Source organism: Streptomyces sp. NPDC008001 (genome assembly GCF_042958085.1).
GTDB lineage: Bacteria > Actinomycetota > Actinomycetes > Streptomycetales > Streptomycetaceae > Streptomyces.
In genome coordinates this window covers 184,150-207,664 of record NZ_JBIBIZ010000010.1, presented here as the reverse complement: position 1 = coordinate 207,664, position 23,515 = coordinate 184,150, and the positions used below count along the sequence as shown (strand labels likewise).

General features: G+C 72.2%; 21 protein-coding genes. 18 read left to right on the top strand and 3 right to left on the bottom strand.

Annotation, left to right across the window (positions count from 1 at the left end):
* Positions 1–54: 54 nt before the first annotated feature.
* The 6 genes from ACFZCD_RS26940 to ACFZCD_RS26915 all read left to right on the top strand — a co-directional run bounded on the left by ACFZCD_RS26940 (position 55) and on the right by ACFZCD_RS26915 (position 6,831).
* Complete coding sequence (locus ACFZCD_RS26940; RefSeq protein ID WP_391835191.1) at positions 55–693, top strand: DUF4365 domain-containing protein; 639 nt, start codon at positions 55–57, stop codon at positions 691–693.
* Positions 693–1,952: a hypothetical protein gene (locus ACFZCD_RS26935; protein WP_391835189.1), complete on the top strand. Its 1,260-nt coding sequence runs from the start codon at positions 693–695 to the stop codon at positions 1,950–1,952. Before ACFZCD_RS26940 ends, ACFZCD_RS26935 begins: the two co-directional genes overlap by 1 nt.
* Positions 1,953–2,063: 111 nt before the next feature.
* Positions 2,064–4,040 (top strand): threonine--tRNA ligase, encoded by a 1,977-nt coding sequence (gene thrS / locus ACFZCD_RS26930; RefSeq protein WP_391835187.1) that lies wholly within the window; start codon positions 2,064–2,066, stop codon positions 4,038–4,040.
* A gap of 76 nt (positions 4,041–4,116) precedes the next feature.
* Complete coding sequence (locus ACFZCD_RS26925) at positions 4,117–4,677, top strand: HIT family protein (RefSeq protein WP_391835185.1); 561 nt, start codon at positions 4,117–4,119, stop codon at positions 4,675–4,677.
* A 43-nt stretch (positions 4,678–4,720) separates the two neighbouring features.
* Complete coding sequence (locus ACFZCD_RS26920) at positions 4,721–5,596, top strand: polysaccharide deacetylase family protein (RefSeq protein ID WP_391835183.1); 876 nt, start codon at positions 4,721–4,723, stop codon at positions 5,594–5,596.
* On the top strand, positions 5,596–6,831 hold the full coding sequence (locus tag ACFZCD_RS26915; RefSeq protein WP_391835181.1) for a hypothetical protein: 1,236 nt from the start codon (positions 5,596–5,598) through the stop codon (positions 6,829–6,831). The genes ACFZCD_RS26920 and ACFZCD_RS26915 overlap by 1 nt, the downstream gene beginning before the upstream one ends.
* 92 nt (positions 6,832–6,923) lie before the next feature.
* Here ACFZCD_RS26915 and ACFZCD_RS26910 read toward each other — a convergent pair whose 3' ends face one another.
* Both ACFZCD_RS26910 and ACFZCD_RS26905 read right to left on the bottom strand, forming a co-directional pair.
* Positions 6,924–8,576 (bottom strand): hypothetical protein, encoded by a 1,653-nt coding sequence (locus ACFZCD_RS26910; protein ID WP_391835179.1) that lies wholly within the window; start codon positions 8,574–8,576, stop codon positions 6,924–6,926.
* A 175-nt stretch (positions 8,577–8,751) separates the two neighbouring features.
* The gene (locus ACFZCD_RS26905) at positions 8,752–10,959 is read right to left on the bottom strand and encodes an elongation factor G-like protein EF-G2 (protein WP_391835177.1); all 2,208 of its coding nucleotides are present in this window, start codon (positions 10,957–10,959) and stop codon (positions 8,752–8,754) included.
* A gap of 243 nt (positions 10,960–11,202) precedes the next feature.
* On the opposite strand from ACFZCD_RS26905, the gene pgsA reads away from it, so the two are divergent.
* The 3 genes from pgsA to ACFZCD_RS26890 are packed head-to-tail and all read left to right on the top strand — an operon-like array spanning position 11,203 to position 14,062.
* Complete coding sequence (pgsA, locus tag ACFZCD_RS26900) at positions 11,203–11,874, top strand: phosphatidylinositol phosphate synthase (protein WP_391835175.1); 672 nt, start codon at positions 11,203–11,205, stop codon at positions 11,872–11,874.
* Entirely contained in the window at positions 11,871–12,905 is a 1,035-nt protein-coding gene (locus ACFZCD_RS26895; protein ID WP_391835173.1) for a phosphatidylinositol mannoside acyltransferase, read from the top strand. Before pgsA ends, ACFZCD_RS26895 begins: the two co-directional genes overlap by 4 nt.
* Positions 12,902–14,062, top strand: coding sequence for a glycosyltransferase family 4 protein (locus tag ACFZCD_RS26890; protein ID WP_391835171.1), 1,161 nt, complete (start codon positions 12,902–12,904; stop codon positions 14,060–14,062). The genes ACFZCD_RS26895 and ACFZCD_RS26890 overlap by 4 nt, the downstream gene beginning before the upstream one ends.
* A gap of 211 nt (positions 14,063–14,273) precedes the next feature.
* Here the strand turns inward: ACFZCD_RS26890 and ACFZCD_RS26885 are convergent, their stop codons facing one another.
* A complete protein-coding gene (locus ACFZCD_RS26885; protein WP_391835169.1) occupies positions 14,274–14,978 on the bottom strand; it encodes a VC0807 family protein in 705 nt (234 codons plus the stop codon).
* Between the two features lie 369 nt (positions 14,979–15,347).
* Here ACFZCD_RS26885 and ACFZCD_RS26880 point away from each other — a divergent pair, with 369 nt between their 5' ends.
* The 9 genes from ACFZCD_RS26880 (at position 15,348) to secD (ending at position 23,515) form a co-directional block, all read left to right on the top strand.
* Positions 15,348–15,890 (top strand): hypothetical protein, encoded by a 543-nt coding sequence (locus tag ACFZCD_RS26880; RefSeq protein WP_391835167.1) that lies wholly within the window; start codon positions 15,348–15,350, stop codon positions 15,888–15,890.
* A gap of 116 nt (positions 15,891–16,006) precedes the next feature.
* Positions 16,007–16,921, top strand: a complete 915-nt coding sequence (pdxS, locus tag ACFZCD_RS26875) for a pyridoxal 5'-phosphate synthase lyase subunit PdxS (RefSeq protein ID WP_030365296.1) — start codon at positions 16,007–16,009, stop codon at positions 16,919–16,921.
* 91 nt (positions 16,922–17,012) lie between these two features.
* Positions 17,013–17,612, top strand: coding sequence for a pyridoxal 5'-phosphate synthase glutaminase subunit PdxT (gene pdxT, locus ACFZCD_RS26870; protein WP_391835165.1), 600 nt, complete (start codon positions 17,013–17,015; stop codon positions 17,610–17,612).
* Positions 17,613–17,675: 63 nt separating this feature from the next.
* A complete protein-coding gene (locus tag ACFZCD_RS26865; RefSeq protein ID WP_391835163.1) occupies positions 17,676–18,428 on the top strand; it encodes a YebC/PmpR family DNA-binding transcriptional regulator in 753 nt (250 codons plus the stop codon).
* 125 nt (positions 18,429–18,553) lie between these two features.
* Complete coding sequence (gene ruvC, locus ACFZCD_RS26860) at positions 18,554–19,105, top strand: crossover junction endodeoxyribonuclease RuvC (protein ID WP_391835635.1); 552 nt, start codon at positions 18,554–18,556, stop codon at positions 19,103–19,105.
* Positions 19,102–19,719, top strand: a complete 618-nt coding sequence (ruvA, locus tag ACFZCD_RS26855; RefSeq protein ID WP_391835161.1) for a Holliday junction branch migration protein RuvA — start codon at positions 19,102–19,104, stop codon at positions 19,717–19,719. The genes ruvC and ruvA overlap by 4 nt, the downstream gene beginning before the upstream one ends.
* 73 nt (positions 19,720–19,792) lie before the next feature.
* Positions 19,793–20,875, top strand: a complete 1,083-nt coding sequence (ruvB, locus tag ACFZCD_RS26850; protein ID WP_391835159.1) for a Holliday junction branch migration DNA helicase RuvB — start codon at positions 19,793–19,795, stop codon at positions 20,873–20,875.
* Between the two features lie 161 nt (positions 20,876–21,036).
* Positions 21,037–21,522: a preprotein translocase subunit YajC gene (gene yajC, locus ACFZCD_RS26845; RefSeq protein ID WP_391835157.1), complete on the top strand. Its 486-nt coding sequence runs from the start codon at positions 21,037–21,039 to the stop codon at positions 21,520–21,522.
* A gap of 148 nt (positions 21,523–21,670) precedes the next feature.
* The gene (secD, locus tag ACFZCD_RS26840; protein ID WP_391835155.1) at positions 21,671–23,515 is read left to right on the top strand and encodes a protein translocase subunit SecD; all 1,845 of its coding nucleotides are present in this window, start codon (positions 21,671–21,673) and stop codon (positions 23,513–23,515) included.

Here is a 23,515-nt window from a genome sequence, read left to right as displayed (position 1 = left end):
AAACAACACAGATGTACGGATCGAACGCCCGAAGACGCCCGGAAGGATTCGGACATGGCGTTCCCGCGGCCCGAACCGGGCGGGCTGCTGTCCGGGCTCTCAGAGATCTCCGAACAGGCCGCTCCCGCCACCGCCGCCCCGCGCGGCTCGCTCGCCACCACCGCCTGCATGGAGACGCTCCAGATCGGCTATCTGCACGCCGTCGCCGCCGCCGCGGGCTGCTCCCTCGCCCAGCCCTTCCCCGACCACGGCATCGACTGGCACCTCAGCCACACCGCCCCCGGCCACGCCGTCGACGACGAGGTCACCATCAAGGTGCAGCTCAAATGCACCTACCAACTCGGCCCCCGCCCGGCCCCACCACCGCCGCCCCGCACCCCCGCACCCCGCCCCGCGCCGGCGCCCAGCTTCGCCTTCACTCTGGACAACGGGCACCTCGCCAAGCTCGCCCGCACCCCCGTCGCCGTCCACCGCATCCTCGTCGTGATGATCGTGCCGAGATCGCGCGACGACTGGCTGCGCGCCGGCCACGACAGCCTCCACCTGAGGCACTGCTGCTACTGGACCAACCTCGCCGGCCACCCCGTGACCGGCAGGCAGAGGACCACCGTGCGGATCCCGGCCACAAGCGTCTTCGACGACCGCGCACTCTGCGAGATCATGACGCGGGTCGGGGCGGGAGGGAGACCCTGATGCACCGGCCGACCGAACACCCCGGGCACCACCCCCGGCACACCCCGCCCGGCGGCCCCCCGCCCGAGACCGCCGACCCCGCCGTCCTCACGGCCCTCCTCGCCCGCCACGGCTGGCGCCGCCACGGCCCGGCAGCCGGCCCGTACAGCCGCTGGACACCCCCAGACACCCCCGGCACCGGCGCCCGCAGCCGCATCAGCCTCCTCGTCCCCGAAAACCGCACCTACCCCGACAGCACCGACCTCCTCGCCGAAGCCCTCACCGCACTCCAGCACAGCGCCGCCCCCTCCGCCCCCGGCATCCTCACCGCCCTGCGCACACCCCTCGACGAGATCCACTGGCAGCGCGACACCCCCGAGCCCGACGCACCCGCGGCCGCCTGGGCCGCCCAGGAACACCTGCGCGCCGGAGCCCGCGCCCTCCTCCTCGCCGCCGCCCTGGCCACCCGCAGCCGGACCGGCTACCACGGCGCCCGGCACCGCCGGCACGCCGAAGCCCGCCTCGCCCGCCTGCTCGCCGGCACCACCGCCGGCGCCCGCGAGCTGACCACCTTCCTCCCGGTGGACCCGCCCACGAGCCCGGACAGGAGCGCGGACGCGGCACCCGGCACCGACGACGGGCGCCCGGTCACCACCGCGCTGCTGCGCGCCCTCTCCGCCGCCCGCGACGCCACCGACCACCAGCGGACCACCGGCAGGCACGACGCCTTCGAAACGGCCGTCGAGGCAGGCGTCTGCCAGGAGCTGACCGAGGCGATCGGCAAGCTCGTCCGCGGCTCCGGCGGCATCCGCATCACCCTCCACTGGGCCCCCGCGGCCGGCCCGCCCGAAGGCTTCGCCGCCCACCCGGAACCGGTCGAGTTCACCCCCGCCGACCTCCCCGTCCTCCGCGAGGCCGGCGCCCGCTACGTACGCGACGAGCCGCCCGTCCCCGTCCACCTCACCGGCGTGGTCCTCCGCATGCGCCGTGAGGGCCAGAGCGGCCCCGGAGCGGTCCGGCTCAAGGTCATCGCCGGGGCGGACGTACCCCAGATCCGCGCCGTCCTGGACGAGGACGACTACCGCACCGCGGGCCACGCCCACCTCCTCGGCCTCCCCGTCCGCATGAGCGGCCGCCTGGAGAGCAAGGGCGGCTTCCGGCGCCTGACCGACGCCCGCGACGTCATGCCCGTACGGGTCGAGGACGGCGAACGCGACCGCCTGCTGAAGTCGCTCCACGAGAACCTCGGCTTCTTCGAAGAGGCCTGCGGAGGCGAGTGAGGGCCCGCCCCGCGGACCGCCCGGAAAACCGTTTCGCGACCAGGCTGCCGCTCTCGGTACGATTCAGGCGCGCAGTGACCGCTGCGGCGACCCATACGTCAGGAGAGACCGGTGTCAGACGTCCGTGTGATCATCCAACGCGATTCCGAGCGGGAAGAGCGCGTGGTGACGACGGGCACTACGGCCGCCGACCTCTTCTCCGGCGAGCGCACCATCGTCGCCGCGCGCGTCGCCGGCGAGCTCAAGGACCTCGCCTACGTCGTCGCCGACGGCGAGGAGATCGAGCCCGTCGAGATCTCCTCCAAGGACGGCCTCGACATCCTGCGCCACTCCACCGCGCACGTCATGGCCCAGGCCGTGCAGGAGCTCTTCCCCGAGGCCAAGCTGGGCATCGGCCCGCCGGTCAAGGACGGCTTCTACTACGACTTCGACGTCGAGAAGCCGTTCACCCCCGATGACCTCAAGCTCATCGAGAAGAAGATGCAGGAGATCCAGAAGCGCGGGCAGAAGTTCTCCCGCCGCGTGGTCACCGACGAGGAGGCCCGCGACGAGCTCGCGGCCGAGCCGTACAAGCTGGAGCTCATCGGCCTCAAGGGCTCCGCCTCGCACGACGACGGCGCGGACGTCGAGGTGGGCGCGGGCGAGCTCACCATCTACGACAACCTGGACCCGAAGACCGGCGAGCTGTGCTGGAAGGACCTCTGCCGCGGTCCGCACCTGCCGACCACCCGCGTCATCCCGGCGTTCAAGCTGATGCGCAACGCCGCCGCGTACTGGCGCGGCAGCGAGAAGAACCCGATGCTCCAGCGCATCTACGGCACCGCATGGCCGACCAAGGACGAGCTGAAGGCGCACCTGGAGTTCCTGGCCGAGGCCGAGAAGCGCGACCACCGCCGCCTCGGCAGCGAGCTTGACCTCTTCTCCATCCCGGAGCAGATCGGCTCCGGCCTGGCCGTCTTCCACCCCAAGGGCGGCATCATCCGCCGGGTCATGGAGGACTACTCCCGCAGGCGGCACGAGGAGGAGGGGTACGAGTTCGTCTACACCCCCCACGCCACCAAGGGGAAGCTTTTCGAGACCTCGGGCCACCTGGACTGGTACGCCGACGGCATGTACCCGCCCATGCAGCTCGACGAGGGCGTGGACTACTACCTCAAGCCCATGAACTGCCCGATGCACAACCTGATCTTCGACGCCCGGGGACGCTCGTACCGCGAGCTGCCTCTGCGCCTGTTCGAGTTCGGGACCGTGTACCGGTACGAGAAGTCGGGCGTCGTGCACGGCCTCACCCGTGCCCGCGGCTTCACGCAGGACGACGCGCACATCTACTGCACCCGCGAGCAGATGGCCGAGGAGCTGGACCGGACGCTCACCTTCGTCCTGGACCTGCTGCGCGACTACGGCCTGAACGACTTCTACCTGGAGCTCTCCACCAAGGACCCGGAGAAGTTCGTCGGCTCGGACGAGGCCTGGGAGGAGGCCACCGAGACGCTGCGCAAGGTGGCCGAGAAGCAGGGCCTGGAGCTCGTCGCCGACCCGGGCGGCGCGGCCTTCTACGGCCCGAAGATCTCGGTCCAGGCAAAGGATGCGATCGGCCGCACCTGGCAGATGTCGACCATCCAGCTCGACTTCAACCTGCCCGAGCGCTTCGACCTGCAGTACACGTCGGCGGACGGCTCGCGCCAGCAGCCGGTCATGATCCACCGGGCGCTGTTCGGCTCGATCGAGCGCTTCTTCGCGGTGCTCCTGGAGCACTACGCGGGTGCGTTCCCGGCGTGGCTGGCCCCGGTCCAGGCGGTCGGCATCCCGATCGGCGACGCCCACGTCGAGTACCTGCAGGAGTTCGCCGCCGAGGCGAAGAAGAAGGGCCTGCGGGTCGAGGTGGACGCCTCGTCCGACCGCATGCAGAAGAAGATCCGGAACCACCAGAAGCTCAAGGTTCCGTTCATGATCATCGTTGGTGACGAGGACATGGCCGCGGGCACGGTGTCCTTCCGCTACCGCGACGGTTCGCAGGAGAACGGCATCCCGCGTGACCAGGCGCTGGCGAAGCTCGTCGACGTGGTGGAGCGTCGCGTACAGGTGTGACGCGTTCCCCGTGCGGGGTGAGAGGGGCGGCCCATCAGGGCCGCCCCTCTCTGCATCCGCGCCCTCCCGGGCGCATATGCTTCCCACCATGACGAGTGAGCCGGAGCAGCAGATCGGAGTCGGGGCGCCGGACGCGTTCCAGCGCCTGTGGACGCCCCACCGGATGGCGTACATCCAAGGCGAGAACAAGCCGTCCGGTCCGGGCGCCGACGACGGCTGCCCGTTCTGCTCGATCCCGGAGAAGAGTGACGAGGACGGGCTGGTCATCGCCCGGGGCGAGCGCGTCTACGCAGTCCTGAACCTCTACCCGTACAACGGCGGGCACCTCATGGTGGTCCCCTTCCGGCACGTCGCCGACTACACCGAGCTCGACGAGGCGGAGACCGCCGAGCTGGCCGACTTCACCAAGCGGGCCATGACGGCCCTGCGCACCGCCTCCGGCGCGCACGGGTTCAACATCGGCATGAACCAGGGGGCGACCGCCGGCGCAGGCATCGCCGCCCACCTGCACCAGCACGTCGTCCCCCGCTGGGGCGGCGACACCAATTTCATGCCGGTCGTGGGCCACACCAAGGTCCTTCCCCAACTGCTCGCGGACACCCGCAAGATGCTGGCGGACTCCTGGCCCGCCGTCTGAGGACACGCGCCCGAGAAAAGCGGGCAAATCTCCCAGATTCCTAATGAAAAGCAGTTCTAATGGTGCGGTGACCTTCCTCCACCGCCGCACCGTGCTGCGCGCGGCCGCCGGCGGTGCCCTCGCCGGGGCCGCGGCGGCGGGCTGCGGCCGGTCCGACGGCGAAGCGGGCTCCCGGGCCGCAGCGGATCCGTCCGTACGGGCCACGGCGCCCCCGACCGAGCCGTCCGGCAGGTCCAAGGGCCCCGGGCCCCCCAAGGGATCCCGGTCGGCCTCGCCGTCCAAGCCGCCGCCCCTGACGCTCCCGCCGCTCCCGCCGGGGCTCCCCGCCCAGATCGAGCACGGCCCCCGCACCGCCAAGGCCGTGGCCCTGACCTTCCACGGCCAGGGGGAGCCGAAGCCCGTCACCGAGCTGCTGGCGGAGGCCGAGCGGGCCGGGGCGCGGGTGACGGTGCTGGCCGTGGGCACCTGGCTGGACGCCCAGCCGCAGCTCGCGCGGCGGATCCTGGACGGCGGGCACGAGCTGGGCAACCACACGATGCGCCACCTCGACATCTGCACCATGCCCGCGGCCGCCGCCTCCGCGGAGATCACCCAGTGCGCGGAGCGGCTGCGGCGGCTGACGGGCGGGATCGGCCGCTGGTTCCGGCCCTCGCGCGCGCGGCTGGCCACCGAGCAGGTGGCCCGGCTGGCGCGGCAGGCCGGCTATCCGCACGTCCTCTCCTACGACGTGGACTCCCTCGACTTCACCGACCCCGGGCCCGAGGCGGTCCGCCGCACCGTGCTGGGGGCGGTGCGGCCGGGGTCGGTGGTGAGCCTGCACTTCGGGCACGCGGGCACGGTGGCCGCGCTGCCCGCGATCCTCGACGGCCTGCACCGCCGCGGTCTGCGCGCGGTGACGACTACGGAGCTGCTGACCTGATGAACCAGTTCTCCTCGTTCCCGAGCTCCCTGCGGCGGCCGCGACTGCGCGGGGTGCGCCGTGCCGTGCTGTTCGCGACCGCCTGCGCTCTGCTGGCCTCCGGCTGCGGGGGCGGGGATTCCAGCGATGAGGCGGCGGACCGTGCGCCGCACAAGGACGGGCGGCAGCAGCAGCAACAGCCGCAGCAGCGGGGCGCGGCGCCCGCGGGGCTGCCGGGGATGCCGCCGCTGCTGGATCCGCACGACCTGTACGCGGCGGACCGGCCGAACCAGCTGTCGCCGGTGGTGAAGGACTTCCCGTCGCGGGTGTACGTGCCCAATACGGAGTCGGACACCGTGAGCGTGATCGATCCGAAGACGTACAAGGTGATCGAGACCATTCCGGTGGGGGCGCAGCCGCAGCACGTGGTGCCGTCGTGGGACCTGAAGACGTTGTGGGTGAACAACGACCGGGGTCACACGCTGACGGCGATCGATCCGGCCACGGGGAAGAAGGGGCGGACGGTCGACGTCCACGATCCGTACAACCTGTACTTCACGCCGGACGGGAAGTACGCGGTGGTGATGGCGTCGATGGACCGGGAGCTGGTGTTCCGGGACGCGCACACGATGAAGCGGATGAAGACGGAGCCGGTGTCGTGCAAGGGGGTGAACCATGCGGACTTCTCGCCGGACGGGCGGTACTTCATCGTGTCGTGCGAGTTCTCGGGCGAGCTGCTGAAGGTCGACACGGCGCGGATGAAGGTGATCGGGCAGCAGAAGCTGCCGTTCGAGGGGGCGATGCCGCAGGACGTGAAGATCTCCTCGGACGGGAAGACGTGGTACGTCGCCGACATGATGGCGGACGGGGTGTGGGTGCTGGACGGTGACAAGTTCACCGAGCCGTGGCTGATGCCGACGGGCAAGGGGGCGCACGGGCTGTACGTGAGCCGGGATTCGAAGTCGATGTACATCTCGAACCGGGGTGAGGGTTCGATCTCGGTGCTGGACCTGCCGAGCCGCAAGCTGGTGAAGAAGTGGGAGCTGCCGGAGGGCGGAAGCCCGGACATGGGCGGGGTGTCGGCGGACGGCAACGTGCTGTGGCTGTCGGGCCGTTACGACTCGGAGGTGTACGCGATCGACACGCGGGACGGGCATCAGATCGCGAAGATCCGGGTGGGTGCGGGGCCGCACGGGCTGGCGGTGTACCCGCAGCCGGGCCGGTATTCGCTGGGCCACACGGGGATCTTCCGCTGACGTAGGCGAGGAGGCGGGCGCCGGGCCGGTCCCGGCGCCCGCTCACGCGTTGTGCCGGCGCTCACTCAGGCAGGCGTCGTGCCGGCGCCCGCTCACGCGTTGTAGACGTCCGCGGCGGAGGGCTTGGCGTCCTGGACGGCGCCGCTGAGGGACATGGCGCGGCTGGTGAAGCGTTCGGTGTTCACGCCGTGTTCCTTGAGGACGCGCAGGGCGGCCTCGTGCACCACGCGGAGGACGGGGGTGGTGGCGCGGAGGGCGTCGTCGGCCATGAAGCGGTGCCGCCAGGGCTTGTCGGCCCAGGCGTGGCGCAGGCCGAAGGGCTCGGGCAGGACGAGCTTGCCGCCCCAGTACTCCAGGAGCGGGGGGTACCAGGTGAGGGGGGCGCGGGCGGCGAGGCGGACGACCTCGCGGGGCGGGACGACGGAGAGGGTCCTGGTGCGGTTCTCCCAGAACTTGATGGTCTTGGGGGTGGTCTTGGTGCGGGCGGCGGGCTTGCCCATGAAGATGCCGTTGACGGGGCCGAGGGCGTGTCCGGTGACCTCGATGCGCAGGGTCTTGTGGAGGACGGTGACGGTGATGAGGAGGGTGATGACGAGCTGGCCGTCCCAGAGGACGAACTGGACGCCGAGATAGTGCCGGCTGCCGGCGCCGAACTGCTGTTCGTTGCAGATCTTCTGGAGTTCGGCGCCCCTTATCTGGAAGCCGTCGGTGCCCTCGGGGCGGGAGACGGCACCGGCGCCCTCGCCGACGTCGGAGACGACCCAGTGCTCGACGGAGGGGGTGGGGAAGCCGCCGGTGTGCAGGGGGCTGCGCTCCAGGAGGTGGAGCTGGTCGTGGATGGCGCGGATGACGTCCCAGCTGCGGAAGGGGTTGATCTCCTTGCCGGGTTCGAGCGGGACGAGCTCCTCGGCGAGGTGCCAGCTGCCCCAGCGGGTGCCCATGCCGAGTATGCCCTTGGTGCCGGCGTAGAAGGCGACGTTGCTCTGCTGTTCGGCGGCGAGCCGTTCCAGGGACTGGCGGAGCCGTTCGGCGGCGGTCTCGCCGGGGTTCTTGGGGACGGCTTCGGGGATCTTGGCGCCGATGCCGCCGCCGGAGAGCAGGCCGGCCCAGCGGTCGCGCAGGTCCTTGGCGGTGCGCTCGCAGACGGTCTTGGCCCAGAAGCCGCCGATGAGCGGGACGATGAGCATGGCGCGCAGGTAGAAGGCCCAGAAGCCCTGGAAAGGCAGCTTGATCAGCATGATGAGGGCGAGGATGCCCAGGGCCACCAGGAGGGCCGTGCCGAGGGCTCCGGCGCGTTTGTTCTGGGCGCCGGCGATGGTGCGGCGGAGCTGGAAGACGCCGAGCCAGAGCAGGACGCCGGGGAGGAAGAGCAGCCCGCAGAGGCCCATGATGAGGGTGAGCCTGGCGTCGCGCTGCTTGCGGATGCGGTTGGCCGCGAGGCAGTGCTCGACGACGGGCTGCGGGTCGAGGCCGAAGGACTGGATGAGGGGCTTGCGGCCGCCGCCGAGCACGCGCAGCTGCACGGCGCGGGCGAAGGCCTCGCCCAGGTTGGGTTCGAAGAGCGATATGCGGGGTGGCTTGACCTCGGACTTGGCCCATTCGGAGTTGGCCTTGAGGAGCTGGTCGACCGGTCCGTCGCGGTAGGCGGCCGAGGCGAGCGCCTGGGTCGCCGCGGTCTGTCCGGAGGAGCCCGAGAGCGGGATCTGTGCCCCGGGGCTGAAGTCGAACGGGTCCCCTGCTGCCACTGCTGCCCCCAATGCCGCGCATGTCCGGTGCTGCGGCCTTCCGACGGATGCCGACGACCGCCCGCGTCATACGTGTTGGTCCGCGGACCCAGCGTATCGGCGTGCGGTGCCGGCTGTCGCAGAGATCGTGAAGGCCGCCCGCCCCGTATGGTGCGGGGCGGGCGGTTCGCGCCCGTTACGCTCCGGATTCCGCCGATTCCCTTACCCGCTCGGCGATCTGAGGGGGCATCGGTTCGTGGCGGGCGTAGGAGCGGGTGAACCGGCCGGTGCCGTGCGAGAGGGAGCGCAGGTCGACGGCGTAGCGGCCGATCTCGATCTCGGGGACCTCGGCGCGCACGAGGGTGCGGCCGGAGCCGGACTGCTCGGTGCCGATGACGCGGCCGCGGCGGCCGGACAGGTCGCTCATGACGGCGCCCACGTAGTCGTCGGAGACCAGGACCTCGACCTCGGCGACGGGTTCCAGGAGGTGGATCTTCGTTTCGGCGGCGGCCTCGCGCAGGGCGAGGGCGCCCGCGGTCTGGAACGCGGCGTCGGAGGAGTCCACCGAGTGCGCCTTGCCGTCGAGGAGGGTGACCCGGATGTCGACCAGGGGGTAGCCGGCGGCGACGCCGCGGGCGGCCTGGGCGCGGATGCCCTTCTCCACGGAGGGGATGAACTGGCGGGGGACGGCACCGCCGACGACCTTGTCGACGAATTCGATGCCGGAGCCGCCGGGCAGCGGTTCGACCTCGATCTCGCAGATGGCGTACTGGCCGTGGCCGCCGGACTGCTTGACGTGCCGGCCGCGCCCGGCGGCCTTGCCGCCGAAGGTCTCGCGGAGCGACACCTTGTGGGGCACGACGTCGACCTGGACGCCGAAGCGGGTGCGCAGCCGTTCCAGGGCGACGTCCCGGTGGGCCTCCCCCAGGCACCACAGGACCACCTGGTGGGTCTGGGCGTTCTGTTCGAGGCGCATGGTGGGGTCTTCGGCGACGAGCCGGGCGAGGCTCTGGGAGAGCTTGTCCTCGTCGGCCTTGCTGTGCGCCTGGATGGCGACGGGCAGCAGCGGGTCGGGCATCTGCCAGGGCTCCATGAGGAGGGGGTCGCCCTTGGCGGAGAGGGTGTCGCCGGTCTCGGCCCGGGAGAGCTTGGCGACGCAGGCGATGTCGCCGGCGATGGCCTGGGGGAGGGGCCGCTGCTGTTTGCCGAAGGGGGAGGAGAGCGCGCCGATGCGCTCGTCGACGTCGTGGCTCTCGTGGCCGCGGTCCTCCAGGCCGTGGCCGGAGACGTGGACGGTCTCGTCGGGGCGCAGGGTGCCGGAGAAGACGCGGACGAGGGAGATCCGGCCGACGTAGGGGTCGGAGGAGGTCTTGATCACTTCGGCGGCGAGGGGGCCCGCGGGGTCGCAGGTGACGGGCGGGTGGGGGCGGCCGTCGGGGGTGGTGACGGCCGGGGCCTCGCGTTCGAGGGGGGTGGGGAAGCCGCCGGTGATCAGCTCCAGGAGCTCGACGGTGCCGAGGCCCTGCCGGGCGCCCTCGGGGGCGGGTGCGGCGGCGAGGACGGGGTGGAAGCTGCCGCGTGCGACGGCGCGCTCCAGGTCCTCGATGAGGGTCTTGACGTCGATCTCCTCGCCGCCGAGGTAGCGGTCCATGAGGGTCTCGTCCTCGCTCTCGGCGATGATCCCCTCGATGAGCCGGTTGCGGGCCTCCTCGATGAGCGGCAGGTGCTCGGGGCCGGGTGCGGCCTCGGCCCGTTCGCCGGAGGAGTAGTCGAAGACGCGCTGGGAGAGCAGGCCGATCAGGCCGGCGACGGAGCGGTGCCCGTCGGCTCCCTCGGGTCCGTGCAGCGGCAGGTAGAGCGGCAGGACGCTGTCGGGGGAGTCGCCGCCGAAGGCCGTCCGGCAGGTTTCCGTCATTTCGTCGAAGTCGGAGCGGGCCGCCTCCAGATGGGTGATGACGATGGCGCGGGGCATGCCGACGGCGGCGCACTCCTCCCAGACCGCGCGGGTGGCGCCGGTGATGTTCTCGGCGCCCTCGGCGGCCGAGACGACGAAGAGGGCCGCGTCCGCCGCTCGCAGACCGGCCCTGAGCTCCCCGACGAAGTCGGCGTAGCCGGGGGTGTCCAGCAGGTTGATCTTGATTCCGGCCCATTCCACGGGGGCCAGCGACAGCTGGACCGAGCGCTGCTGGCGGTGCTCGATCTCGTCGTAGTCCGACAGTGCGCCGCCGTCCTCGACGCGGCCGGCCCGGTTGACCGCGCCGGTCGCCAGCGCGAGGGCCTCCACCAGCGTCGTCTTTCCGGAGCCGCTGTGGCCGACCAGCACCACATTGCGTACGTGGCTCGGCCGGTCGGCCGATACTGCTCTGCCCGCGGCCCCTGGGTACGTGCTCGTCTTCTCGCCCATGTGTCCCGCCTCCCGGTCGACACCTGCGGTACACCGAGCTTTCCACTGCGGTAACGCTGCGTCCATACGTCGCACAGGCAGGTACACCCGTACGCCCCGCGGGGGCTCCGCCGGGGCGGCGGAGGCGCCGGTGCGCGCGCTGCGAGCAGTGCGTGCGCGGCGCCGAGGGGGCGCCTGGCTACGATGGGCCAGCCGGTGGCCTCCTGACCACGCGGCCCGATACGACACCCCTCCGGGAAGGCCATGCTGAACAAGTACGCGCGTGCGTTCTTCACGCGTGTTCTCACGCCGTTCGCCGCCCTGCTCATCCGCCTCGGCGTCAGTCCGGACGCGGTGACCCTCGTCGGTACCGGCGGCGTCGTGGCGGGTGCACTGGTCTTCTACCCCCGGGGGGAGTTCTTCTGGGGCACGGTCGTCATCACCCTGTTCGTCTTCTCGGACCTGGTGGACGGCAACATGGCCCGGCAGCTGGGCCGCTCCAGCCGCTGGGGCGCCTTCCTCGACTCGACGCTCGACCGGGTCGCCGACTCGGCGATCTTCGGCGGGCTGGCGCTGTGGTACGCGGGCAGTGGCGACGACAACGTGCTGTGCGCGGTGGCGATCTTCTGCCTCGCCAGCGGCCAGGTCGTGTCGTACACGAAGGCGCGCGGCGAGAGCATCGGCCTGCCGGTGAACGTCAACGGGCTGGTCGAGCGGGCCGAGCGGCTCGTCATCTCGCTGGTGGCGTGCGGCCTCGCGGGCCTGCACGAGTTCGGCGTGCCGGGCATCCAGTACCTGCTCCCGGTGGCGCTGTGGATCGTGGCCGCGGGCAGCCTGGTCACCCTGATCCAGCGCGTGGTGACGGTGCGCCGCGAGTCGGCCGAGGCGGAGGCCGAGGCCGAGGCCGCTGCGGCGCAGGGCGGTGGCAACGGGTGAAGGAGCGGCTGACCGACGCGCTCTACGGGCTCGGCTGGGCCGCGGTCAAGAAGCTGCCGGAGCCGGTGGCCGTACGGCTGGGGCAGCAGATCGCGGACGCGGCGTGGCGGCGGCGCGGCGGCGGGGTGCTGCGCCTGGAGGCCAACCTGGCCCGGGTGCTGCCCGGGGCGTCCGCGGAGCGCCTGGCGCAGGTGTCGCGGGCGGGCATGCGCTCGTACATGCGCTACTGGATGGAATCCTTCCGGCTGCCGGTGTGGAGTGCGGAGCGCAGGCGCACGTCCTTCGCCCCGGAGGGCCTGGACCACTTGGAGAAGGCCCTGGCGAGCGGCCGCGGCGTGGTCGTCGCGCTGCCGCACATGGGCAACTACGACCTCGCGGGCGCGTGGGTGACCACGCGGCTCGGGGTGCCCTTCACCACCGTGGCCGAGCGGCTGAAGCCCGAGACGCTCTACGACCGGTTCGTCGCCTACCGCGAGGGACTGGGCATGGAGGTGCTGCCCCACGCGGGCGGCAGCGCCTTCGGCACGCTGGCGCGCCGGCTGCGCGCCGGGGGCCTGGTGTGCCTGGTGGCCGACCGCGACCTGTCCGCCTCCGGCATAGAGGTCACCTTCTTCGGCGAGGCCACGAAGATGCCCGCCGGGCCCGCGATGCTCGCCGTGCAGACCGGGGCGCTGCTGCTTCCGGTGACGCTCTGGTACGACCGCTCGCCGGTGATGAAGGGGCGCGTGCACGCTCCGGTCGAGGTGCCCGAGGAGGGCACGCGCGCCGCGAAGGCCGCGGCGATGACCCAGCAGGTCGCCGACGTCTTCGCGGCCGGGATCGCCGAGCACCCCGAGGACTGGCATATGCTCCAGCGACTGTGGCTCGCCGACCTCGAGCCGCGCCCGGACACGGCGGACGGTGCACCGTCCGGCGGTCCGGCGCAGGACGCGCGGCCCGGGCAGGACGCGGGGGGCGAGGCCGTGGGCGAGGTCGCGGGTGAAGGCGAAGGCGCGGGCAGGGCCGAGAGCGACCGGAGGACCGGGGCATGAGGATCGGGATCGTCTGTCCCTACTCGTGGGACGTGCCGGGCGGCGTGCAGTTCCACATCCGGGACCTGGCCGAGCATCTCATCCGGCTGGGCCACGAGGTGTCCGTGCTGGCCCCGGCGGACGACGAGACCCCGCTGCCGCCGTTCGTCGTCTCGGCCGGGCGGGCCGTGCCCGTCCCGTACAACGGCTCCGTGGCGCGGCTGAACTTCGGCTTCCTGTCGGCCGCCCGGGTGCGGCGCTGGCTGCACGACGGCGGCTTCGACGTCATCCACATCCACGAACCCACCTCCCCTTCGCTGGGCCTGCTGACCTGCTGGGCCGCGCAGGGCCCGATCGTGGCGACCTTCCACACCTCCAATCCGCGCTCCCGGGCGATGATCGCGGCCTATCCGATCCTGCAGCCCGCCCTGGAGAAGATCAGCGCCCGGATCGCGGTGAGCGAATACGCCCGCAGGACGCTCGTCGAGCACCTGGGCGGTGACGCCGTGGTCATCCCCAACGGCGTCGACGTGGACTTCTTCGCCCGCGCCGAGCCCAAGCGGGAGTGGCAGGGCGGGACGATCGGCTTCATCGGCCGCATCGACGAGCCCCGCAAGGGCCTGCCGGTGCTGATGCGGGCGCTGCCGAAGATCTTCGCCGCCTGCCCGGACGCCCGGCTGCTGGTCGCCGGCCGGGGCGACGAGGAGGAGGCCGTGGCCGGCCTGCCCCCCGAGATGCGCGACCGGGTCGAGTTCCTCGGCATGGTCAGCGACGAGGACAAGGCGCGGCTGCTGCGCAGCGTCGACGTCTACGTCGCCCCCAACACGGGCGGGGAGTCCTTCGGCATCATCCTGGTCGAGGCGATGTCGGCGGGCGCTCCCGTCCTCGCCAGCGACCTCGACGCCTTCGCCCAGGTGCTCGACCAGGGCTCGGCCGGCGAGCTGTTCGCCAACGAGGACGCCGACGCGCTCGCCGCCGCGGCCGTGCGGCTGCTGGGCGACCCGGAGCTGCGGGCCGGACTGAGCGAGCGCGGCAGTACGCATGTGCGCCGCTTCGACTGGTCCCGCGTGGGCGCCGACATCCTGGCCGTCTACGAGACGGTCACGGCCGGCGCGGCCTCGGTCGCCGCCGACGAACGCAGCGGCCTGCGCGCCCGCTTCGGCCTCGCCCGCGACTAGCCCTTCCGGCGGATCGCCCGCCGGGGGCCGGTCCGTGCCGGTGGCCGCAGGCTGAGCATTCCGCCGGGCTGTTGCCGTGGTGGCTTGTCTGCCATGGTGGCTTGTCGCCGATGCGGCGGCTCGTTGTCTCCGGTCGGCTCCGGCCGGGAGCCTCTCCGAGCCGGAGCCGGAGCCGGAGCCGAGCCGCAGCCGCGGCCGGGGGAGCGGCGCGCTACGCGCGGCCTTCCGCCTCCTGCGGCACCGGACTCTCGCCCCTGCCCTCCGCACTCGCCGTGCCCTCCATGCCCGCCGTCCCGAACAGGGATATGCCGTGCTCCGCCCGGAAGCGCCGGCTGCGCCGCACCGTGATCACCGCCACCAGCGCCAGCAGGGTGAACGACTGGATCCGGCCGATCACCGGGACCACGTCGACGGGCAGCACCAGCGCCTGCACCGTGCTCAGCACGGCATCGAGCAGTTGTATGCCACCCCACAGCAGAGTCAGGTTCCGCAACGCCTGCCGGTATGCGGGCACATCCCGCCAGGCGCCCTCGGCCTGCTCCCGCGCAGCGCCCCGGCGCAGATGGTCGCCGAAGTGGAAGGCGAAGGGCCGCGCGAGGAACAGGCTGCCCGTGATCCACAGACCCAGCACGGCCGGTAGTGCGGCGTCCTTGAGCAGCAGCACCCGCGGATCCCCGCTGACGAGCGACGTGGCCGCGGAGACGGCGAGCAGGGCGGTGACGAGCAGGTCGAAGAGGGCGGCGTGACGGCGGCGGACGGCCGTCACGGCCGCATGCGCGGCCGGTATCGCGCCGCTGATGAGCAGGGCCTGCCACTGCGGGGCGCCCTGCGCCCGCAGCACGTAGTACAGCGCGAGGGGCAGAGCGATCGTGACGGTCAAGGGGACGAGCAGCGCTCGCCGGGCGTGCGGTGTCATGGGGTTTCCTCCCCCGTGCGGTGCCGGTCCTTCACGGGCCTCCGGTGTCATGACCGACGCTAGGCGGGGGCCGGGTGGAGACGGATCGGAGCCAGGGCAGAGACGAGGGTGGAGTTCCCGGCGCCACGTCTCCACCCACAGGTGGAGCGCCGCCCCGGACCCGCCCGGTAGCCCGCTGCCGCGAGGAGCAGCCACCGTGGCGGATTCCCCTGGTCCCGCCCGCTGTTGGCCGGCGGCGGCCCGCCCCCGCCCGCCGCCCGGCAAGGCCACGCGGCGCCGTACCAGGGTTCCGCCCCCGCGACGCCTCGCTCCGCGCAGCGGGCCCGCTCCGCGCCGGCGGCCCCGCGGCGAGCGGTAACGTGGCCCGGCGTGACCACACTGATCTGGATCGTCGCCGCACTGGTCGTCATCGGCGTCTATCTGAGCTGGACCGCCGGCCGGCTGGACCGCCTGCACAGCCGTATCGACGCCGCCCGCGCCGCCCTGGACGCCCAGCTGCTGCGCCGCGCCTCGGTCGCCCAGGAGCTGGGTACGGCGGGAGTCCTCGATCCGGCCGCCTCGATCGTGCTCTACCAGGCCGCGCACGCCGCCCGGCAGGCCGAGGAGGAGCAGCGCGAGGTCGCCGAGAGCGAGCTCAGCCAGGCCCTGCGCGCGGTGTTCGCGGAGGCGCCGCAGGTCGAGGTCGTCCGGGAGGCGCCCGGCGGCGAGGAGTCGCTGAACGAGCTGTCCGAGGCGGTCCGCAGGGTGCCGATGGCCAGGCGCTTCCACAACGACGCGGTCCGCGCCGCCCGCGCCGTGCGCAAGCACCGCGTCGTGCGCTGGTTCCGCCTCGCGGGCCACGCGCCCTTCCCGCTGGCCTTCGAGATGGACGACGAGCCGCCCGCCGCCCTGGAGCCCCGGGCCGGCGCCTGACCGGCCACCGGAGGACCGGACAGGCCACCGGCCTCGGATTGGCTCTTTTTCCGGGGAATACCGGCTGGGTTGTATGAGGGTCGCAGCATTACCGCCCTTGATAGTGAGGTCACAACGTGTCCAGCACGGTCCCCAGCACGTCCACCACCCCCGAGACCGGTACCGCCCGTGTCAAGCGCGGCATGGCCGAGCAGCTCAAGGGCGGCGTGATCATGGACGTCGTCAACGCCGAGCAGGCGAAGATCGCCGAGGACGCGGGCGCGGTCGCCGTCATGGCGCTCGAGCGGGTGCCGGCCGACATCCGCAAGGACGGCGGCGTGGCCCGCATGTCCGACCCCAACATGATCGAAGAGATCATCGGCGCCGTCTCCATCCCGGTCATGGCCAAGTCCCGCATCGGCCACTTCGTCGAGGCGCAGGTCCTGCAGTCCCTCGGCGTCGACTACATCGACGAGTCCGAGGTCCTCACCCCGGCCGACGAGATCAACCACTCCGACAAGTGGGCCTTCACGACCCCCTTCGTCTGCGGTGCCACCAACCTGGGCGAGGCCCTGCGCCGCATCGCCGAGGGCGCCGCCATGATCCGCTCCAAGGGCGAGGCCGGCACCGGCAACGTCGTGGAGGCCGTGCGCCACCTGCGCCAGATCAAGAACGAGATCGCCAAGCTGCGCGGCTTCGACAACAACGAGCTGTTCGCCGCCGCCAAGGACCTGCGCGCCCCGTACGAGCTCGTCAAGGAGGTCGCCGAGCTCGGCAAGCTGCCGGTCGTCCTCTTCTCCGCGGGCGGCGTGGCCACCCCGGCCGACGCCGCGCTGATGCGCCAGCTCGGCGCCGAGGGCGTCTTCGTCGGCTCCGGCATCTTCAAGTCCGGCGACCCGGCCAAGCGCGCCGCCGCCATCGTGAAGGCCACCACCTTCTACGACGACCCGAAGGTCATCGCGGACGCCTCCCGCAACCTGGGCGAGGCCATGGTCGGCATCAACTGCGACACCCTCCCCGAGGCCGAGCGCTACGCCAACCGCGGCTGGTAACGCACACCGCTTCCCCGGCCGGGCGGCCCGCGCACGCTGGGGGCCGCCCGCCCGTCGTCCAGACCCGAGAGACCCGAGACGGAGAAACCTCGTGGCATCCCTTTCCACGCCCACCATCGGCGTCCTCGCCCTGCAGGGCGACGTCCGCGAGCACCTCGTCGCCCTCGCGTCCGCCGACGCCCTCGCCCGCCCCGTGCGCCGCCCCGAAGAGCTCGCGGAGATCGACGGCCTGGTGATACCCGGCGGCGAGTCCACCACCATGTCCAAGCTCGCCGTCGTCTTCGGCATGCTGGAGCCGCTGCGCGAGCGCGTGAAGGCCGGGATGCCCGTCTACGGCACCTGCGCCGGCATGATCATGCTGGCCGACAAGCTGCTCGACGGGCGCGAGGACCAGGAGACGCTCGGCGGCATCGACATGATCGTCCGTCGCAACGCCTTCGGCCGGCAGAACGAGTCCTTCGAGGCGGCCGTCGAGGTGGCCGGCATCGAGGGCGGCCCCGTCGAGGGCGTCTTCATCCGCGCCCCCTGGGTCGAGTCCGTCGGCGCCGGCGCCGAGGTCGTCGCCACGCACGACGGCCACACCGTCGGCGTGCGCCAGGGCAACGTGCTGGCCACGTCCTTCCACCCGGAACTCACCGGCGACCACCGCGTCCACGCCATGTTCGTGGACATGGTGCGCGCAGCCCGGTAGCCCGGTCCCGGTAGGATCTCTGTCGTTCGTTTCAGAAGTTGGTTACGCGAAGGAGACAGGCGGATGTCCGGCCACTCTAAATGGGCTACGACGAAGCACAAGAAGGCCGTGATCGATGCCAAGCGCGGCAAGCTCTTCGCGAAGCTGATCAAGAACATCGAGGTCGCGGCCCGCATGGGCGGCGTCGACATCGACGGCAACCCGACGCTGTACGACGCCATCCAGAAGGCGAAGAAGCAGTCGGTCCCGAACAAGAACATCGACTCCGCGGTCAAGCGCGGCGGCGGCCTCGAGGCCGGCGGCGCCGACTACGAGACGATCATGTACGAGGGCTACGGCCCGAACGGCGTCGCGGTGCTCATCGAGTGCCTCACCGACAACCGCAACCGCGCCGCCTCCGACGTGCGCGTCGCCATGACCCGCAACGGCGGCTCCATGGCCGACCCGGGCTCGGTGTCGTACCTGTTCAACCGCAAGGGCGTCATCATCGTCCCCAAGGGCGAGCTGACCGAGGACGACGTCCTGGGCGCCGTCCTGGACGCCGGTGCCGAAGAGGTCAACGACCTCGGCGAGAACTTCGAGGTCATCAGCGAGGCCACCGACCTGGTCGCGGTCCGCACCGCGCTCCAGGAGGCGGGCATCGACTACGACTCCGCCGAGGCCAACTTCGTCCCCACCATGCAGGTGGAGCTCGACGAGGAGGGCGCGCGCAAGATCTTCAAGCTGATCGACGCGCTCGAGGACAGCGACGACGTCCAGAACGTCTTCGCCAACTTCGACGTCTCCGACGACGTCATGGAGAAGGTCGACGCGTAAGGCTTCCGGCTGCGGCCGGCGGACGGGCCGGCGGGGAACACACCCCGCCGGCCCGTCGGCATGATCGGCCGTTGTCAGTGGCAGCCGGTAGCCTGCCCGGGCAGGTGAGCGAAGGGGAGGGACCGATGCGGGTGCTGGGCGTGGACCCGGGGCTGACGCGGTGCGGCGTCGGCGTGGTCGAAGGCGTCGCGGGCCGTCCGCTGCGCATGATCGGCGTCGGCGTGGTGCGCACCCCCGCGGACGCCGAGGTCGCCGACCGCCTCGTCCTCATAGAGCGCGGCATCGAGCAGTGGCTCGACGAGCACCGGCCCGAATTCGTCGCCGTGGAGCGCGTCTTCAGCCAGCACAACGTCCGTACGGTCATGGGCACGGCCCAGGCCAGCGCCGTCGCCATGCTCTGCGCCGCCCGCCGCGGCCTGCCCGTCGCCCTGCACACCCCCAGCGAGGTCAAGGCGGCCGTCACCGGCTCCGGCCGGGCCGACAAGGCCCAGGTCGGTTCCATGGTCACCCGCCTCCTGCGGCTCGACGCGCCGCCGAAGCCGGCCGACGCCGCCGACGCCCTGGCCCTGGCCATCTGCCACATCTGGCGCGCCCCCGCGGCCGCCCGCCTGCAGCAGCTCGCCGCCGCCCAGCGCCGCACCACCGCTCCCGTCCGCCTCCCGAAGGGCACCCGATGATCGCCTTCGTCTCCGGCCCCGTCGCCGCCCTCGCCCCCGACACCGCGGTCGTCGAGGTCGGCGGCATCGGCATGGCCGTCCAGTGCACGCCCAACACCCTGTCGGGCCTGCGGGTCGGCCGGCCGGCCCGCCTCGCCACCTCCCTCGTCGTCCGCGAGGACTCCCTGACGCTCTACGGCTTCGCCGACGACGACGAGCGCCAGACCTTCGAGCTGCTGCAGACCGCCAGCGGCGTCGGCCCCCGCCTCGCCCAGGCCATGCTCGCCGTCCACAGCCCCGAAGCCCTGCGGCGCGCCTTCGCCTCGGGCGACGAGAAGGCGCTCACCGCCGTCCCCGGCATCGGCAAGAAGGGCGCGCAGAAGCTGCTCCTGGAGCTGAAGGACCGGCTCGGCAAGCCCATCGGCTCCGCAGCCCCGGCCGCCGCCCCCGCCGCCGGCGGCTGGCGCGATCAGCTGCACGGCGCGCTCGTCGGCCTGGGCTACGCCGCCCGGGAGGCCGACGAGGCGGTGGAAGCGGTGGCGCCCCGGGCGGAGGCCGCTCTCGCCGACGGCGGCCAGCCGCAGGTGAGCCAGTTGCTGCGGGCGGCGCTGCAGACGCTGAACCGGGCCCGCTGACCGCAGCCCGGCGAGGGCACGCGCACATGAGGGCACGAGGACAAGAGGACGAGACGACCATGAGGTTCAACCCGTGAACTGGGACGACGACTCCGCGTACGCGGAGACACCCCCCGCAGGCGACCGCCTCGTGGGCACCGACGCCGACGGCGAGGACCGCGCCGTCGAGGCCGCGCTGCGCCCCAAGGACCTCGGCGAGTTCGTCGGCCAGGAGCGTGTGCGCGAGCAGCTCGACCTCGTCCTCAAGGCCGCCCGCGCCCGCGGCGCCACCGCCGACCACGTCCTGCTCTCCGGCGCCCCCGGCCTCGGCAAGACCACCCTCTCGATGATCATCGCGGCCGAGATGGGCGCCCCCATCCGCATCACCTCCGGCCCCGCCATCCAGCACGCCGGCGACCTCGCCGCGATCCTCTCCTCCCTCACCGAGGGCGAGGTCCTCTTCCTCGACGAGATCCACCGCATGTCCCGGCCCGCCGAGGAGATGCTCTACATGGCGATGGAGGACTTCCGCGTCGACGTGATCGTCGGCAAGGGCCCCGGCGCCACCGCCATCCCCCTGGAGCTGCCGCCCTTCACCCTCGTCGGCGCGACCACCCGGGCGGGCCTCCTCCCGCCCCCGCTGCGCGACCGCTTCGGCTTCACCGGCCACATGGAGTTCTACGCCCCCGCCGAGCTGCAGCGCGTCGTCCACCGCTCGGCGAGCCTGCTCGACGTGGAGATAGACGAGAAGGGTGCCGCCGAGATCGCCGGCCGCTCCCGCGGCACCCCCCGCATCGCCAACCGCCTGCTGCGCCGCGTCCGCGACTACGCCCAGGTCAAGGCCGACGGAGTGATCACCCGCGAGATCGCCGCCCAGGCCCTGGACGTCTACGAGGTCGACGCCCGCGGCCTCGACCGCCTCGACCGCGCCGTCCTGACCGCCCTGCTCAAGCTCTTCGGCGGCGGCCCGGTCGGCCTGTCGACCCTGGCCGTGGCGGTCGGCGAGGAGCGCGAGACGGTCGAGGAGGTCGCCGAGCCGTTCCTCGTCCGCGAGGGGCTGCTGGCCCGTACGCCCAGGGGCCGCATCGCCACTCCGGCCGCGTGGGCCCACCTCGGCCTCGTCAACGAAGCGGGTCCGGCGGGCACCCCGCCCCAGCAGGGCCTCTTCGGCGGGTGACGGCGCGGGGGCTGGTCCGGTCAGGAACCACGGTGCCATGCTGGGCGTTGTTCCATAGGCGCGGACTCGCTTAGACTCCGCCGATGCCGTCCGTACCGGCGCGGCATACCACCCCCGTAGAAGGCCGCACCCCCGCGGTCGTGTGAAGGAAACCCCGTCCCGTGAATATCGTGACTCTCCTGCCGTTCATCGTGCTCATCGGGGCCATGTTCCTGATGACGCGGTCGGCCAAGAACAAGCAGCGCCAGGCGGCGCAGATGCGCGACCAGATGCACCCGGGCACCGGTGTGCGGACGATCGGCGGCATGTACGCCACCGTCAAGGAGGTCAACGACGACACGGTCCTCCTCGAGGTGGCCCCCGGCGTCCACGCCATCTACGCGAAGAACGCCATCGGCGCCGTCCTGGAGGACGCCGAGTACAACCGCATCGTCCACGGGATCGATCCGGCCGAGTCCGAGACCCCTGTCGTCCCGGACGACGCCTCGTCGCTGACCGAGTCCGCGGCCGCGGACGAGAAGAAGATCGACCTGGGCAAGGGCGAGGCCGCCGAGCCGGAGACCACCGAGCCCGAGATCAAGGACGCCAAGGACGCCAAGGACGCCGGGCGGGACGGCAAGCAGGACGGCGACACCGACGCGAAGTAGCCCTTCGAGGAACCGCGGAGCACTGCCCGGCGCAGTGCGCCGCGGTTCCCTGACGGTCTAGGCTCCGGCGGGGGGCAGGTCCCCACTACATTCGTGGCCGCCCGGCGAAAGCACGGAACCGGGCGGTTGGACAGGGAGAAACGACAAGGTGGCAGCACCGAAGAAGGGCCGCAGGTCCCCGGGCGGCCAGGGCAGGCCGGGCCGGGTCCTGGCCCTGATCCTGATCGCCATGGTGGCGCTCACCGGGGGGATGTTCGCCTCCGGGCGGACCACGCCGCGGCTGGGCATCGACCTGGCGGGCGGAACCAGCTTCACGCTGGAGGCCAAGAACGAGCCCGGCAAGCCCAACGCGATCAACCCGACCAACATGAACACCGCGGTCGGCATCATCGAGCGGCGCGTCAACGGCCTCGGCGTCACCGAGGCCGAGGTCCAGACGCAGGGCGACAACCACATCATCGTGAACATCCCCAAGGGGACGAACGCGAAGCAGGCCCGCCAGCAGGTCGGTACCACCGCCAAGCTCGGCTTCCGCCCCGTGCTGTCCGTGGCGCCCGGCGCCAAGACCGAGCCCACTCCCAACGCCTCCTCCTCCGCCAAGGACTCCGGCAAGGACAAGGACGGCAAGGCCAAGGACGACAAGAGCAAGCCGTCCGGCGCGCCCTCCGCCTCCGCCTCGGCCGGCGCGAGCCCGTCGTCGAGCGCGAGCCCGCGTCAGCAGGGCCGCCCCGTCACCGACGCCGTCAAGGCCGACGCCACCCCGTCCGCCTCGGCCGTCGCCAAGGACGACAAGGCGAAGGACGAGAAGAAGGACGACGCCAAGAAGGACGACGGCAAGAAGGACGGCAAGGCCAAGGAGCCCACGCCCTCCCCGGCCGACGTCGCCGCGCTGCAGAAGAAGCTCGACGCCCTGGACTGCACCACCCCCGAGGGTCGTGCCAAGGCCGGCGAGGCCGCCTCGAGTGCGGCCACCAGCGACGTCATCGTCGCGTGCAAGAAGGACGGCTCGGCCAAGGAGATCCTCGGTCCCGTCTCCGTCGAGGGCACCGGCGTCTCCAGCGCCAGCGCCGTCTTCGACAGCCAGCAGGGCCGCGGCTGGCTCGTCCAGCTGAAGTTCGACTCCAGCGGCTCCAAGAAGTTCGCCGACGTCACCGGCCAGCTCGCGAGCAAGCAGCCCCCGCAGAACCAGTTCGCGATCGTCCTGGACGGCGAGGTCGTCTCCGACCCCTCCGTCTCCACGTCGATCACGGGCGGCCAGGCGGAGATCTCCGGCGGCTTCACGCAGGCCAGCGCCCAGGACCTCGCCAACGTGCTGTCCTACGGCGCCCTGCCGCTCTCCTTCGACGTCGTCACCGAGCAGACCGTCACCGCCGCCCTCGGCGGCGAGCAGCTGCGCGCCGGTCTCCTCGCCGGTGCCATCGGCCTCGCCCTGGTGATCGTCTACCTGGTGGCGTACTACCGCGGTCTCGCGCTCGTCGCCCTCGCCAGCCTCCTGTGCTCGGCGATCCTCACCTACACGATCATGGTGCTGCTGGGCCAGGCCATCGGCTTCGCGCTGAACCTGCCGGCCGTCTGCGGTGCGATCGTCGCGATCGGCATCACCGCCGACTCCTTCATCGTCTACTTCGAGCGCATCCGGGACGAGATCCGCGAGGGCCGCACCCTGCGCCCGGCCGTCGAGCGCGGCTGGCCGCGCGCCCGCCGCACGATCCTGGTCTCCGACTTCGTGTCCTTCCTCGCCGCCGCGGTGCTCTTCATCGTCACCGTCGGCAAGGTGCAGGGCTTCGCGTTCACGCTCGGTCTGACCACCCTCCTCGACGTCGTCGTGGTCTTCTTCTTCACCAAGCCGCTGATGACGCTCCTCGCCCGGCGCAAGTTCTTCGCGAGCGGGCACCCGTGGTCCGGGCTCGACCCCAAGCGGCTCGGCGTCAAGCCGCCGCTGCGGGCCTCCCGCCGCCGCCCCTCCGCCCCCGTCGACCCCAAGGAGGCGTGA

Excerpts from the sequence above, each read along its gene's own strand:
- ACFZCD_RS26940 (WP_391835191.1), top strand. The coding sequence starts at position 55 with ATGGCGTTCCCGCGGCCCGAACCGGGCGGGCTGCTGTCCGGGCTCTCA.
- ACFZCD_RS26935 (WP_391835189.1), top strand. The coding sequence starts at position 693 with ATGCACCGGCCGACCGAACACCCCGGGCACCACCCCCGGCACACCCCG.
- ACFZCD_RS26925 (WP_391835185.1), top strand. The coding sequence starts at position 4,117 with ATGCTTCCCACCATGACGAGTGAGCCGGAGCAGCAGATCGGAGTCGGG.
- ACFZCD_RS26920 (WP_391835183.1), top strand. The coding sequence starts at position 4,721 with ATGAAAAGCAGTTCTAATGGTGCGGTGACCTTCCTCCACCGCCGCACC.
- ACFZCD_RS26915 (WP_391835181.1), top strand. The coding sequence starts at position 5,596 with ATGAACCAGTTCTCCTCGTTCCCGAGCTCCCTGCGGCGGCCGCGACTG.
- ACFZCD_RS26905 (WP_391835177.1), bottom strand. The coding sequence starts at position 10,959 with ATGGGCGAGAAGACGAGCACGTACCCAGGGGCCGCGGGCAGAGCAGTA.
- pgsA (WP_391835175.1), top strand. The coding sequence starts at position 11,203 with ATGCTGAACAAGTACGCGCGTGCGTTCTTCACGCGTGTTCTCACGCCG.
- ACFZCD_RS26890 (WP_391835171.1), top strand. The coding sequence starts at position 12,902 with ATGAGGATCGGGATCGTCTGTCCCTACTCGTGGGACGTGCCGGGCGGC.
- ACFZCD_RS26885 (WP_391835169.1), bottom strand. The coding sequence starts at position 14,978 with ATGACACCGCACGCCCGGCGAGCGCTGCTCGTCCCCTTGACCGTCACG.
- ACFZCD_RS26865 (WP_391835163.1), top strand. The coding sequence starts at position 17,676 with ATGTCCGGCCACTCTAAATGGGCTACGACGAAGCACAAGAAGGCCGTG.
- ruvC (WP_391835635.1), top strand. The coding sequence starts at position 18,554 with ATGCGGGTGCTGGGCGTGGACCCGGGGCTGACGCGGTGCGGCGTCGGC.
- ruvA (WP_391835161.1), top strand. The coding sequence starts at position 19,102 with ATGATCGCCTTCGTCTCCGGCCCCGTCGCCGCCCTCGCCCCCGACACC.